Consider the following 12,980-nt stretch of genomic DNA (forward strand, 5'->3'; position numbering starts at 1 on the left):
TAGCTATAACAAAGCCGCATCTCTGATGCGGCTTTTTGCTATGTGTTTTATTAGGGTGATTAGTTTTTTTGGTACTGGTCGATATCAAACAGCTTGTCGCGAATAGCCCAGAATCGACCGCTCTTTCGAGCAATGATGATCTCTGGTGGCCGAAGCCGATGTTCATTGTTAGCCACTTTGGTCGGCGCAGTATCTGTAAACGGCCGATGGCGATCTACCAAATGCGGGTTGATAAACTTCTTCAGAAAATTATCCTTTTGCGTTTTAGTCGCAAGTGGCCATACTTCGCTGATCTCGGCATCTTCGTCACTGGAATAAATGACTTTGAGTTGCGGTTTACCGAATTTGTTTTTTCCCGGCTCTAGACGCAGATCAGTACACTTCATGATCATGGCATCTTTTAGCTTGAGTGCATCGCGAAGCTTTTTGTCGGGGTCAACCATCACGGCATCACATAAATGGCAGCGCCGGGCGGCGATGTCGTTGTCTGCGCCGCATTCCTCACAATATTTGGCACGGAATCGATAGCCGCACTCTTCACGTTCACCGTCATCGTCCTCAAAATAGCCCTGGCAGCGCCGTCCGTAGTGTTCTATCAGAAAGCCCGCTGGATCGAGCTTGCCCCAAAAGCTGTTCTTAAAGCCGCAGGCGGGGCAGGGTACCATGATCACTTCGCTATCGCTGTCGGGCTTGGGTTCGCCGACTTCTGGTTGGTAGAGATCGTAACAGTTACCAGCATACTCCAGGATCAAACAATCTTTCTTGCCCTCGAACAGGCGTAAGCCGCGGCCAACGATTTGCTGGTAAAGGCTGATAGATTCTGTTGGCCGTAGAATCGCGATGAGATCAACATGAGGGGCGTCGAATCCGGTGGTGAGTACCGAGACATTGACCAGATATTTAATTTCCTGCCGTTTGAAAGCCTCGATAATACGATCCCGCTCGTCAAGAGGGGTATCACCAACCACCATGGCGGCGTTCTCGTTAGCCAGATATCCCATGATTTCCTGGGCATGGTTTACGGTTGAAGCGAAAATCATTACCCCGCGGCGATCTTTGGCGTAGTCGACAACCTGCTCGATGATCATTGGTGTTGCCCGGGATGATTTTTCAAGCACACTATCCAAGTCAGCCTCGCGGTAATTGCCGCTGGCCGAAGGTGTCAGGGTGGAAAAATCATAGCCTATGACTGCCATGTCCATGATTTTCGGTTCAGTCAGAAAGTTTTCATCCAGCAGATAGCGTATCGGTAATTCAAATATACAGTCACGAAAGAATCGGTCTTGCTCGGTACGTACCTGACCGCGGGTATGATATTTGTAGATCCATCCCATCCCAAGTCGATAAGGGGTAGCGGTCAGGCCCAGGATCTTGATACCCGGGTTGATTGTCTGCAGGTGACTGATGACCCGGCGATAAGCGCTGTTTTCATCATCAGGCACCCGGTGGCATTCATCAATAACCAGTAACGAGAATTCATTGGCAAACTGGTCAAGGCTGTTAACCATCGATTGTACTGAGGCGAAAACAACCTGCCGGTCAGTTTCTTTTCGTCCCAGCCCTGCAGAAAAAATCGAGGCTTTAAGGCCATAGCTTTCGTATTTGCTGTGATTTTGCTCGACTAACTCTTTTACATGCGTAAGCACCAGTACCCGGCCTCGGGCGATACGCGCTAACTCCGCAACAACCAAACTTTTCCCAGCACCAGTTGGCAGAGTAAGAACGGCGGGTGTACTGTGCTTGCGAAAGTAATGAATGGTCGCTTTGACACTGTCTTGCTGGTAGGGACGAAGGGTATACATAGAATACTAACTATTGGACATCAATGATGGCAGGATTGAAATCAGATTGAGAGTGTAACCGAAAGCGGAGGTTATTGGCGATAGCGGAAAGACAGTTGAGCAAGGTTAGCGGCCCACCTATGAGTGAGCCTACTATGTGTCTATATCATTTATATAATCGACGGTACTCCAATTGTTACGGGGTAACAATTAGGATGCAATGTGAAGCGGCACTTCTTCTTGCTCGATGACTTTCGTCATCATGCAAAACTGACGGCGAGGGACGAAACCGTGCTTTTCATAGAAACTTCTGGCACCGGCATTTCCGATATTGACCTCAAGTGATAAGGCCTTAACTCCAGCTTTAGTAACATGGTGCTCTATTTGAGGGATAAGCTCGGTGCCAATTCCTTGCTGTCGCCATTCAGGCTTGAGGTAGAATTGGTCGATTAGACCGATACGACCGCCATATTCAAGGCTGAAGCTATAACTGATAACGATATGGCCGGCGATTATTTTTTCGCCTTCTTGCTCGACTTCTATAAACCAAGCCTGGCCTAGATCGGGGTTGCTCAGCAGTTGATGGACGGCGTGAGTCGTCTGTTCCATTTTTTGAGGGAGAACTTCGTATTCAAATAGCTCCTCAACGAGTTTAAGTAGCATGTCAGTTGATGACAGACTTGGCGCAACAAGTGAGATGTTCATAGTTCGACCTTTGTTGTTCGGCTTTTCATCAAATCCAATTTGAAATTGCTTGAGTATACATTTTTATACGTAACCAATGTGTAACATGTTCATAATTAAAGACCACAAAAATCCAGAAATGTTCGACTTTTTGAGCTTAGTTTGAGTTCGAGTAAAAAGCTGAAATGTTTGTCACAGTAATTGTATACCCAAGTGACCTAGGTACTCGCCAATAAAATTGGTATGATACGCGTTTTTGCACCATGCGGAGCCAGTAATGAGGCTTGATAAATTCTTAGGTACCACTTTGGGTATTACCCGTAAAGAAGCCGGTAAGCTATTAAAAGACAAACAAATTGAAGTGAACGGCGAAATCGTGAAGAACGGTTCATTGAAAGTGACGGACGACTGCGATGTCGAATTTAATGGACGCTCTCTGCGCTTTAATGGGCCAAGGTACTTTATGCTGAATAAGCCTGAAGGTTTTGTCTGCTCTCATGTTGATGACTACAACCCGACTGTGTTCGTTTTGCTCGACGAGGTCAGCCCTGAGAAGTTGCATGTTGCGGGGCGTTTAGATGGTGATACCACAGGTCTGGTGCTGCTAACTGATGACGGTCAGTGGTCACACCGTATTACTTCCCCCCGCCATGTCTGCGAAAAGGTTTATTATGTTGAATTGGCAGATCCTCTGCCAGAAGAAACCATTCAGACTTTTGCCGAAGGGGTACAGCTTCGTGGTGAAAAAGATCTGACTCGCCCTGCCAAGCTTGAAATTCTTGGTGAACGTGAAGCTGTGATCACAATCTCTGAAGGTAAATATCATCAAGTGAAGCGTATGTTTGCGGCTGTCGGCAACAAAGTTGTAGGACTACATCGCGAGCAAATTGGTAGTGTGGAACTCGATGAAGAACTGGAGCCGGGCGAGTATCGTCCGCTGACAGAAGAAGAGATTGCCTCTTTTTTGAAGTAATAAAGCGTTAGCAGTAGAGAAGGGCGGGTAAACCGCCCTTTTTTTGTTTTGGTATTATGGTTATGTCATTAGCAATAGGCTGGCTGAATGATAAAAAAATAGAAACTAATAATTTCCCACCAGGAAAGAGTAACGGCAATAAATTCGTCGTACAATAGTCGGCTTTCTGCTAGAACCTCCATTGATAGAGTATTTATGACAACACAAGACAGCCAGAAACTGAGCTTGCTATTAATTCTTATATTGGGCGCGATTGCTGCGCTTACTCCTTTGGCGATAGACATGTATTTGCCTGCTATGCCAAGTATTGCAAGAGATTTAGCTGTTTCTCCAAGTGCTGTTCAAACAACATTGACTGCTTATACCGCCGGTTTTGCTATTGGGCAGCTTTTGCATGGGCCCCTGGCAGATAGCTATGGCCGCAGGCCAATACTCATTATCGGTGTGGTGTTATTTGCCGTGGCTGCCTGTTTCAGTGCTGTTAGCAAGGGAATTGTAGAGCTGACCTGGATTCGAGCTGCACAAGGCTTTGCCGGTGCTTCCGCTGCTGTAATTATTCAGGCACTGGTCAGGGATATGTTCGAGCGCGAAGAATTCGCGCGTACTATGTCGTTTATTACCTTGGTGATGACCATAGCGCCTCTTGCTGCGCCTATGATTGGCGGTTACTTATCTATCTGGTTCGGTTGGCGTTCAATTTTTTGGGTGCTGGCGCTGTTTGCTGTGATCGTGATTATGGCGGTCTTGTGGAAAATTCCAGAGACTTTGCCGCAGGAAAAACGGTTGCCGTTCCACCTTGGCTCCACGTTAAGAAACTACGCCAGAATGCTGACCACGCCAACTGCTGTTGGTTTTATTTTCTGTAGTGGCTTTTCCTTTGCCGGTATGTTTACTTTTTTGACAGTAGGCTCGTTTGTGTATATCGATCTTTACCATGTCAGTACCGAGCATTTTGGCCTGTTGTTCGGGCTTAATGTTGTCTGCTTGATCCTGATGACGAGTATTAACGGTAGGCTCGTGAAGAAGATGGGCTCCCACTGGATGCTGCGATTCGGTCTGATTGTTCAACTAATCGCCGGTATTGGCTTGGTTTGTGGGCAGTTATTCCAGCTTGGGTTGTGGGGAGTGGTTATCCCTGTCATGCTCTTTGTTGGTACCATTTCGATCATTGGCAGTAATACGATGGCTTGCCTGTTGAGCAAATATCCGCATATGGCGGGAACCGCCTCATCATTGGCTGGCACGATGCGATTCGGAACGGGAACCGTCGTAGGTGGTATGGTAGCAATGATGCCTGACGCAACGGTTTGGCCTATGGCGCTAACCATGGCGACATGTGCATTATTATCTGCTGGATTCTATTGGTTTATGTCCCGAGAGGCTTAAGGAACCACATGGCTTATTTTTATCAAGAAATCTATAAACTGGTCTCGGAAGGACTGCAGGAGCTGGCAGAGTCTCAGCAATCAGGCAAAACACCGCAAAACCCGGTGAGCGAAACCCATTTTTTGAGTGCTTGGGTAACGAAAGCGATTAAGCAGCAGCGTTATGAACACTGCATGGCAAAAACGTTGGCAGCATGGCAGCAACAAGCTCGGAGCATGGGGAAGAATGCCCAGCTTAAGCAGCAATTTGAGCACATTCATCAAACATTTTCAGGCATTCCTCGTGATGAAAATGTGGCCAAGCCAATTACCCAAGCGCAGATACAGTCTTTTTACCAGAAACTGGAGCAGGCTGACTGGCTTGTGACCACTGGCTATGAAGTGAGTCGCAAAGTGACGCACCATACTGATGGTCAGGCTTCATTGGTGGTGTGCTCGAAGCAATATCAAGACGCTATTTCTGAGCAGGGGGAACTGGTTAAGCCGATTTCACTGTATGTTCGCGGTGATGTAAAGCGCTTGATTGATACCGCTTACCAGCAGGGGCTACTGTTGTACAAAGTCACCGATTACAAATCGAAAGTGAAGTATCACGGTGAATATATTGTCTACCCGCATAACGCTGGTTCACATATCCCAGAGTTGCCGACTATCGCATAATGATAGCTGTGTTAAGGAGAACAAGTCGCTAGCGACTTGTTCTTCTGTCTGTTTTTTACTGTCCGTTATAACGTAACGGATTTTCCTTCCTGCGCCTTGGCTTTGCAGCGTTTAACCAGTGCATGCGCCATTCCTCTGAAAATAAAAAGATGCGCCGGCATCATGGCGAACCAGTACAACAGCCCCGAGAACCCTGCAGGGTGCCACCATGCGCGAATATCCACTTCACGGTACTCTCCTTTGTCTTCAATCGAGAATTCCAATCGACCCAAGCCTGGCGCTTTCATACCAAACAACAGCGAGAGAAAGCGATTGGGTTTAATATTGATCACTTTCCACGAATCGACTCTGTCACCGAGTTGAAGCTCATCAGGATCGCGGCGGTAGCGGGTCAATGCCTCGCCACCGATACAATGATCCATCCACTCCCGGAGCCGCCATAAAAAGTTGGCGTAGAAGTAGCCTTCTTTGCCCCCGATAAGCTGTACTTGACGCCAAAGTTGTTCGCTCGTTGCATCTGTTTTGAGTGTATAACCGGCCTGTTTAGGGTAATAGCCATAACCAACTTGCCAGCGGGCGAGGGCATCGGGATCAAAGCCCCAGATTTCATTGCGTACTACTTCGCTTTCATGGCCAAGGCATTCTTCCACTGCTTCGTCATAGCTAAGCAGGTATTGCGGGATCAGGGACTGGATTGCACTGCCGTCGGCGGGCAGGTCAAAGCGTAATCCACCCACTAAAGCTTGGGCAATGTTAGTGGGAACAGAAGTGATAAATTTCAACCAGTATGCGGCGATCGATGGTGTAATAAGAGGGGTCGATAAAATGCGCACTGTTTTACCGACATACATTCCCAGTTTGCGCATTTGCGTTTCATAGCTAAGCATTTCCGGACCGGCAACATCCATAATTTGATGGCGGCTAGGCGTGAAGTGAAGTAATTCCAGTAAGTAGTGGAGCAGGTTACGAAGGGCAATAGGGGAGGTGCGGGACTTAACCCATTTGGGGGTAATAATGATGGGCAAGTGGTAGACAAAATCTCGCATTACCTCAAAGGCGGCTGACCCCGGCCCCACAATAATCCCGGCCCTAAGCTCGGTGATGGGGATACCGCTCTGGCGGAGTATTTCACCGGTCGCCTTTCTGGCTGAAAGGTGTTTTGAGTTGCCATGCTCGGCTTGTAATGCGCCCAGGTAGATGACCCGCTGGACTGAGCTACCTTTGAGAGCTTGACTAAAATTCCTGGCTGCTCCCAGCTCTATATCAATGAAGTCATGGCCATGATTCATGCCATGAACCAGAAAGAAAACCGCATCGACATCTTCCAATAATGAATCTAGATTTGAGTCGTTGTTCAGATCAAGCTCGACCAGCTCAATATTTGAAACAGCTTCCCAGCCCCGCTTGCGTAATAAACTGAGGCTGCGCCCCGTGGCTTTTACCTGGTACCCGCTGTTAGCCAGCTCCGGAACTAAGTGGCTTCCAACATAGCCGGAGGCTCCGACAACCAGAATTTTCTTTATCATTGATTACATGCTCCTTGCTGTAATGCTAAATGTTTTATTGGCGGGTATAATTTCTGCTCTGAAAAATGTCGTTTATAAAAATGTAGCGGATAAATATCGAGCTGTCTGCTTATCATAGTCGTTGGTTCTAAGGACTCGCATGTCTCATCCTGTTTTGTTGCACCTAAAAAGTGACTTCCTTCGTCGTCTGCTTCTGATTGCTCTTCCCATTGCTTTGCAGACGATGCTGTTCTCCAGCCGAAGTCTGGTTGATATTCTGATGTTAGGGCAGTTAGGAGAGCTTGATGTTGCTGCTATTGGTATTGCAGGGAGAGCGCTGTTTGTCGTCACGATAATGCTCTTTGGCGTTACTACTGGCGGGGCATTGTTAACGGCACAGTATTGGGGGGCAGGCAATCAGCAGGGAGTGAAGCAAGCTACGGCACTAACTGTGTTCATGACCACGATTACAGCCCTTGTTGCGGCTGGTATTTTTTTCTTCATCCCCGAAAAAGTGATCGGCTTGGCCACCCATTCTTCGGCTGTAATAGAGCTAGGCGCACATTACCTTAAGATCACTTCGATGAGCTTGTTTGCAGTGGCTTGGGGAAGCAGTATGGCAGTCGGGCTGCGTGCCATGCACCAACCTAGTATTAGTACGTTCTTTAGTGCGATTGGTATCGGGTTGAATATGTTTCTCAACTGGGTACTGATTTTCGGTAATTTTGGCATGCCGGCTATGGGGATTGCGGGGGCGGCGTGGGCTACGGTGGTGAGTGGCTTAGTCGAAGTGGGCCTACTTTTTGGTTACTTGCATCTCCGTAATCACTTACTGGCTTTTGGGGGGGATGTGCTGTTAGCGGCGCTGGACCGACAAAAAATAAAACAGTTTCTTTCTTTGTCGTTACCCACCACGATGAATCATCTTGCTTGGTCGGCAGGTATTTTTGTTTATCATGCCATTATTGGCCAGGCTGGTGTTCAAGGATTGGCGGCATTGTCAGTAATGACGCCGATTGAGTCATTTTCTCTGGCCTTATTGATTGGAGTCTCTAATGCTTCGGCGGTGATGATTGGTAACCAGCTCGGTGCAAACAAGATGGAAGAGGCTTATTATCAGGCATGGGCGGTGTCCTTGTTTAATTTAATGTGTGGCCTGCTGGTGGCCACGACCATGCTAATCATGAAAGATAATGTGCTGGATTTATTTTCAGCGCTTTCAGGCGATACCAGAGAGCTGACAGAGCGGTTCTTTGTCCTGTTTGCACTGGCGACTATCGTGAAAAGTATTCCGATGACCATGATTGTCGGCGTGTTAAGGGCTGGCGGTGATATTCGCTTTTGTTTCTATCAGGATCTCACAGCTCAATGGCTCATCGGTATTCCGATTACAGCTTTTTGTGCCTTTGTTTTAAAATTACCCTTAGAGTGGATCTATGCCATGCTAATGCTTGAAGACCTAGTCAAATGTGTGGCTTCGACCGTTCGCCTTAAAACCCGAGCATGGATGAATAACTTAGTTTCGGAATAATATTCAGAATTATGCGCCATTATTGAATGTTTTCTGTCTAAATTGTCGTATCAATAGGCTAGGTGAATTGATTTAGTGTGCTGCTAAGTATATTGATTTACATGATTATTGTGATTTTGATGTAGGCGCTTTGTTTAAATTGTGGGTGGTTTGTAACTTATTGCATTTTATTTCCAAATGAGACTTTTAAAGTACTTTCTCGAATTCGGGCTTTGCTGTAAATTCACTTTCGGAAAAAACACCTACAAAGATTTGGGGATTAGGATGTTACGACTAGTGGAGCTTTGCAAAGGCTATCAGGATGGGGGAGAGTATCATCCCGTCTTGCAAGGTGCAGAGCTGGAACTAAAGCAAGGCGAGCAGCTTGCCCTCATGGGCGAAAGTGGTTCGGGAAAAAGTACGTTGCTTAACTTGATTGCAGGTCTCGATACCGTTGACTCTGGTGAGATTTGGTTGGGAAAAACTGCAATTCATGCTATTTCAGAACGTGAACGTACAGCCTTTCGTCGTAACAATATTGGTCTCGTTTTTCAGCAGTTCAATTTACTACCAACCTTGACAACGGCAGATAACATTCGCTTTTGTCGTCAGCTAAAAGGATTGGAAGAAAAACCTGAATTATGGCGCCAGATTATTTCTGCTCTAGACTTGATGCCTCTGCTAGGGCGTTATCCGGAAGAAATGTCAGGGGGGCAGCAACAGCGTGCAGCCATTGCTCGTGCCTTGTATATGGAACCGGCTATCTTGCTGGCGGATGAACCGACAGGAAGTCTGGACGAGCGGAATGCTGGGGCTGTCATTCGCTTACTGGTCAACCTTACCCGTCAGCTTGATTGTACATTGTTGCTTGTGACTCACAGTAAAAAAGTGGCCGAGAATATGAGCGGCTGCATTCGACTCCAGGGGGGCCAGTTACATGTCAAGCCCCGTAGCTAAAGCGCTTTGGGGGCATTACAAGCGCCACCCATTCCAAATTGTGTTGGTCTGGTTAGGCCTGACACTCGGGATCGCTCTGTTGGTTGGTGTCATGGGGGTCAACCAGCAGGCAAGAGAAAGCTATCGCCAGGGAGAGCATCTTTTTTCGAATCCATTTCCTCTCCGAATCCGCCATCAACAGCCTGCAATTAAAGTCCCGCAGGGCTTTTATATCCAGCTGCGCCGAGCAGGTTTCAGCCAGTGTGTGCCAATGGATCAGCATCGGGTTGTCACCGATCAAAACCGTGATTTTGATATTGTTGGTGTCGACCCGATTGCAATGTTCTCGAATTTTAAACACCAGGTGACTAGTGAAAACCAGGCTCAGATCCTGTCTCTTATGCGCCCACCATATCCCATTATGGTTGGGGAGCAACTAGCAAGCTATATGGGGCTGAGTAACGGCCAGTTTATTACGTTAGACAGCGGAAAACAGATTGGCCCATTAAAAGTGGTTGAGGAAGAGCGGATTCGTGGTCCGAGAATGATCGCTGATATGTCGCTAGTGCGTGAGCTGCATCCGGGTTCTGGCCTTACGGCAATTCTATGTGGCGCGATGAGTGCAGAACAGCTTGCCGATCTTGCCGACCAACTGCCTCCGGCACTGAAACTGGAGCGGCATCAGAGTGCAACATTGGAGCCGTTAACCGAAGCCTTCCATTTAAATCTCTTTGCGATGGGGATGCTCGCCTTTGTTGTTGGCCTGTTTATCTTTTATCAGGCAATGTCCCTGTCATTTTCACAGCGGCAGCCGTTAGTCGGCCTTCTGCGTCAGGCGGGGGTTTCCGGACTACAACTGACTCAGGCTCTGTTATTAGAACTAGTCGCCTGGATCCTACTTGGGCTGATAGGGGGTAACTTGCTTGGATTGTTACTGGCCCAGCAGTTATTGCCTTCTGTCGCAGAGTCTCTGAGTGATTTGTATGGTGCCAATATTAGCCTATCGGTAAGTTGGCATTGGGAATGGGGCGTCGCCAGTTTAGCCATTGCTATCTTCGGCAGCTTGCTGGCCTGTGGCTGGCCGTTGGTTCGCTTGATTAAAACACAGCCCGCCCGTTTGTCGACGCATATGTCTCTGGTTCGGTTCAGCGGTCGGGAATTTGCGTGGCAGGCGCTCTTTTCTTGTATGTTCATTGGTGCAGCACTCGCTGTATATCAGTTGCCTCATGGGCAACTGGCAGGCTTTGTTTTAATCGCCTTAATCCTGATTGCTTCTGCGTTGGTCATGCCGTTTTTGTTATGGCAGCTCTTCCGGGGATTGGGACTGTTTGTGCGTTCCGCCCGGTTGCGGTGGTTCTTTTCTGATGCCGCGGCAAGCCTAAGTTATCGTGGCGTTGCTGCAATGGCGTTTATGCTGGCGTTAGCTTCCAATATTGGGATGGAAACAATGGTCGGTAGTTTCCGTAACACCACGGAAACCTGGCTGGATCAACGCCTTGCTGCTGATATTTATGTTCGTCCGTCGCTTAACGTTGCCCCCCGAATTGCTAGTTGGCTAGATAACCAGGAGGAAGTGAAGCAGGTATGGTGGCAGTGGCGTAAAGAACTGCCGTCTGACGCGGGTATCCTCCAGGTTGTTAGTGTTGGTGGTACCCTGGAGGAGAAGCAGGCGCTATCCATAAAGGTGGCAATTCCTGAGTACTGGCAGCGTTTGCATCATCAGCGAGCGGTATTGGTCAGCGAGTCTATGGCACTGAAGCAAAATTGGGCTCCTGGCGATAAGATTGACCTTCCAGCCCCGATTAATAAAAGCTGGTTAATTGCGGGTGTCTATTATGATTATGGAAACCCCCATGGCCAGATCATCCTCTCTGACAAGCGTTGGCGAAGCTTGTGGCCATATAAAGGTCAGGTTGGTTTGGCTATACACCTGAAATCAGAAGCCGATTCAATGGCTGTCATGAAAAAAATGGGTGAGCGATTCCGGTTATCGCCAGAACGGGTTCGTAATAATACCGAGCTGTTGGAGCAGGCGATGCGGGTGTTTGACCGTACGTTTATCGTGACGGCGACGCTGGGTAAGCTTACTCTATTTATTGCAGTGTGCGGCTTGTTCTTTGCCACGGTTGCCGGTGAAGTCTCACGTCAACGCCAGTTTGCGTTGTTGCGATGTATGGGGATGACCGGACGAGAGCTGGCGGCTTTGGGAGGCGGACAGTTATTGCTTATTGGCTTGCTTACGGCCGTCATTGCTTTGCCGTTAGGGCTTGTGCTCGCGCAGCTGCTGATCGATGTTGTGCTGAAGTACTCTTTTGGTTGGACGATGCCCGTCCAGTACTTCCCGTTTGAATACTTGACGTCGTTAGGTTCAGCCTTGGTGGTTTTATTGCTGGCGGGAGCTTGGCCCGTTTGGCGTTTGGTCAAACGCTCTGCCATTTTGTCGCTAAGGGAGGCTTTCTAATGACAGTTAATATAGCCCGGCGTCAAATTGTGGCATTACTATTGTGTGCGCTCGCATTAGTGGGCTGCGAACCGGTTGAACAGCAGTCAAACGCGTCTGATATTCTTCGTCAGGATCTAACTGGTACTTTCGAGCCTGTGGTGCCAGGTAAGCCACTGTCCTTTCCGCAAGATCACCTAGCTCATCCAGGTTTCCGAGCGGAATGGTGGTACCTGACGGCTAACCTTGAGTCTGACACAGGGGAGACCTTTGGTGTCCAGTGGACGCTGTTTCGCTTTGCAACCAGCACGGAAAAAGGTGACGGTTGGAAAAGTCCGCAGATGTATATGGCCCATACGGTTGTTACCAGCAAAAATAAAACATGGCATGCGGAACGCTTTGCCCGTGGCGGAATTGGACAGGCCGGTGTGGTGTCTAAGCCTTATCGGGCTTGGTTAGATAACTGGTCATGGCGTTCCTACGGTGACACGCCTTTTCCTGGGCAGCTAGAATTTGCTGACGGGGCGATGGCTGGTGATTTGACGGTCAGTAACCAGGGGGCGCTGATTTACCAAGGTGATAATGGTTATAGCAAAAAACATGCGACCGAAGATATCGCTTCCTACTATTTCAGCGCACCGTTTCTAGATATCAGCGGGTCATTACAACTGGATGGAAAATCCTACCAGGTGAAGGGCAATGGCTGGTATGACCGCGAGTGGAGCAGTGTCGGGTTATCAGAAAAACAACTGGGTTGGGATTGGTTTTCTATTCATCTAGATGACGGAAGTGCCCTGATGGTATATCAGATCAGGGAAAAAGATGCCAAACCGTATTATTTTGGTTCTCTAAGCTGGCCGGATGGAAAGACTATTATCTTACAGCCTGGTGATATTAGGCTGACGCCAATGTCTTTTACGACCCATAAAGGGAAGAATTATCCGTTGGATTGGCGTGTAGATGTGCCTGCACATCAGATCGAACTAAAAGTGGATGTTGTCCGCAAGGAGCAGTGGTTGCCATTTGTGTTCTCCTACTGGGAAGGACCGATAAAAGTCAGCGGCAGTCACTCTGGACAAGGATTTATGGAGCTAACCGGTTATTAA

10 protein-coding genes are annotated in these 12,980 nt (G+C 48.1%); 7 read left to right on the forward strand and 3 right to left on the reverse strand.

Going from position 1 to position 12,980, the window contains the following annotated elements:
- Window positions 1–59: 59 nt before the first annotated feature.
- Together MD588_RS03235 and MD588_RS03240 are read right to left on the reverse strand one after the other, a co-directional pair.
- Complete coding sequence (locus MD588_RS03235; RefSeq protein ID WP_265695398.1) at window positions 60–1,802, reverse strand: DEAD/DEAH box helicase; 1,743 nt, start codon at window positions 1,800–1,802, stop codon at window positions 60–62.
- A 189-nt stretch (window positions 1,803–1,991) separates the two neighbouring features.
- A complete protein-coding gene (locus MD588_RS03240) occupies window positions 1,992–2,486 on the reverse strand; it encodes a GNAT family N-acetyltransferase (RefSeq protein WP_265695399.1) in 495 nt (164 codons plus the stop codon).
- Between the two features lie 256 nt (window positions 2,487–2,742).
- On the opposite strand from MD588_RS03240, the gene rsuA reads away from it, so the two are divergent.
- The 3 genes from rsuA to MD588_RS03255 all read left to right on the forward strand — a co-directional run bounded on the left by rsuA (window position 2,743) and on the right by MD588_RS03255 (window position 5,483).
- On the forward strand, window positions 2,743–3,438 hold the full coding sequence (gene rsuA / locus MD588_RS03245) for a 16S rRNA pseudouridine(516) synthase RsuA (RefSeq protein WP_265695400.1): 696 nt from the start codon (window positions 2,743–2,745) through the stop codon (window positions 3,436–3,438).
- A 195-nt stretch (window positions 3,439–3,633) separates the two neighbouring features.
- Complete coding sequence (locus MD588_RS03250; RefSeq protein ID WP_265695402.1) at window positions 3,634–4,824, forward strand: Bcr/CflA family multidrug efflux MFS transporter; 1,191 nt, start codon at window positions 3,634–3,636, stop codon at window positions 4,822–4,824.
- A gap of 8 nt (window positions 4,825–4,832) precedes the next feature.
- Window positions 4,833–5,483 carry a DUF2913 family protein gene (locus tag MD588_RS03255; RefSeq protein ID WP_265695404.1) on the forward strand — a complete coding sequence of 217 codons (651 nt, stop codon included), beginning with the start codon at window positions 4,833–4,835 and terminating at the stop codon, window positions 5,481–5,483.
- A gap of 65 nt (window positions 5,484–5,548) precedes the next feature.
- On the opposite strand, the gene MD588_RS03260 is transcribed toward MD588_RS03255, so the two are convergent.
- The gene (locus tag MD588_RS03260) at window positions 5,549–7,009 is read right to left on the reverse strand and encodes an SDR family oxidoreductase (protein ID WP_265695405.1); all 1,461 of its coding nucleotides are present in this window, start codon (window positions 7,007–7,009) and stop codon (window positions 5,549–5,551) included.
- A 139-nt stretch (window positions 7,010–7,148) separates the two neighbouring features.
- Between MD588_RS03260 and MD588_RS03265 the strand changes: the two genes are divergently transcribed.
- From MD588_RS03265 to MD588_RS03280, 4 genes are all read left to right on the forward strand, one after another.
- Window positions 7,149–8,519 (forward strand): MATE family efflux transporter, encoded by a 1,371-nt coding sequence (locus tag MD588_RS03265; protein ID WP_265695406.1) that lies wholly within the window; start codon window positions 7,149–7,151, stop codon window positions 8,517–8,519.
- A 264-nt stretch (window positions 8,520–8,783) separates the two neighbouring features.
- Window positions 8,784–9,455 carry an ABC transporter ATP-binding protein gene (locus MD588_RS03270; protein ID WP_265695407.1) on the forward strand — a complete coding sequence of 224 codons (672 nt, stop codon included), beginning with the start codon at window positions 8,784–8,786 and terminating at the stop codon, window positions 9,453–9,455.
- A complete protein-coding gene (locus tag MD588_RS03275; RefSeq protein ID WP_265695408.1) occupies window positions 9,436–11,895 on the forward strand; it encodes an ABC transporter permease in 2,460 nt (819 codons plus the stop codon). The genes MD588_RS03270 and MD588_RS03275 overlap by 20 nt, the downstream gene beginning before the upstream one ends.
- On the forward strand, window positions 11,895–12,980 hold the full coding sequence (locus MD588_RS03280; protein WP_265695410.1) for a lipocalin-like domain-containing protein: 1,086 nt from the start codon (window positions 11,895–11,897) through the stop codon (window positions 12,978–12,980). The genes MD588_RS03275 and MD588_RS03280 overlap by 1 nt, the downstream gene beginning before the upstream one ends.

Origin of the sequence: Photobacterium obscurum, assembly GCF_026191635.1 — a bacterium.
Lineage (GTDB): Bacteria > Pseudomonadota > Gammaproteobacteria > Enterobacterales > Vibrionaceae > Photobacterium > Photobacterium obscurum.

What these genes read in the sequence shown, in the direction of transcription:
- MD588_RS03235 (WP_265695398.1), bottom strand. Translation starts at nt 1,802, where the DNA reads ATGTATACCCTTCGTCCCTACCAGCAAGACAGTGTCAAAGCGACCATT.
- MD588_RS03240 (WP_265695399.1), bottom strand. Translation starts at nt 2,486, where the DNA reads ATGAACATCTCACTTGTTGCGCCAAGTCTGTCATCAACTGACATGCTA.
- rsuA (WP_265695400.1), top strand. Translation starts at nt 2,743, where the DNA reads ATGAGGCTTGATAAATTCTTAGGTACCACTTTGGGTATTACCCGTAAA.
- MD588_RS03250 (WP_265695402.1), top strand. Translation starts at nt 3,634, where the DNA reads ATGACAACACAAGACAGCCAGAAACTGAGCTTGCTATTAATTCTTATA.
- MD588_RS03255 (WP_265695404.1), top strand. Translation starts at nt 4,833, where the DNA reads ATGGCTTATTTTTATCAAGAAATCTATAAACTGGTCTCGGAAGGACTG.
- MD588_RS03260 (WP_265695405.1), bottom strand. Translation starts at nt 7,009, where the DNA reads ATGATAAAGAAAATTCTGGTTGTCGGAGCCTCCGGCTATGTTGGAAGC.
- MD588_RS03265 (WP_265695406.1), top strand. Translation starts at nt 7,149, where the DNA reads ATGTCTCATCCTGTTTTGTTGCACCTAAAAAGTGACTTCCTTCGTCGT.
- MD588_RS03270 (WP_265695407.1), top strand. Translation starts at nt 8,784, where the DNA reads ATGTTACGACTAGTGGAGCTTTGCAAAGGCTATCAGGATGGGGGAGAG.
- MD588_RS03275 (WP_265695408.1), top strand. Translation starts at nt 9,436, where the DNA reads ATGTCAAGCCCCGTAGCTAAAGCGCTTTGGGGGCATTACAAGCGCCAC.
- MD588_RS03280 (WP_265695410.1), top strand. Translation starts at nt 11,895, where the DNA reads ATGACAGTTAATATAGCCCGGCGTCAAATTGTGGCATTACTATTGTGT.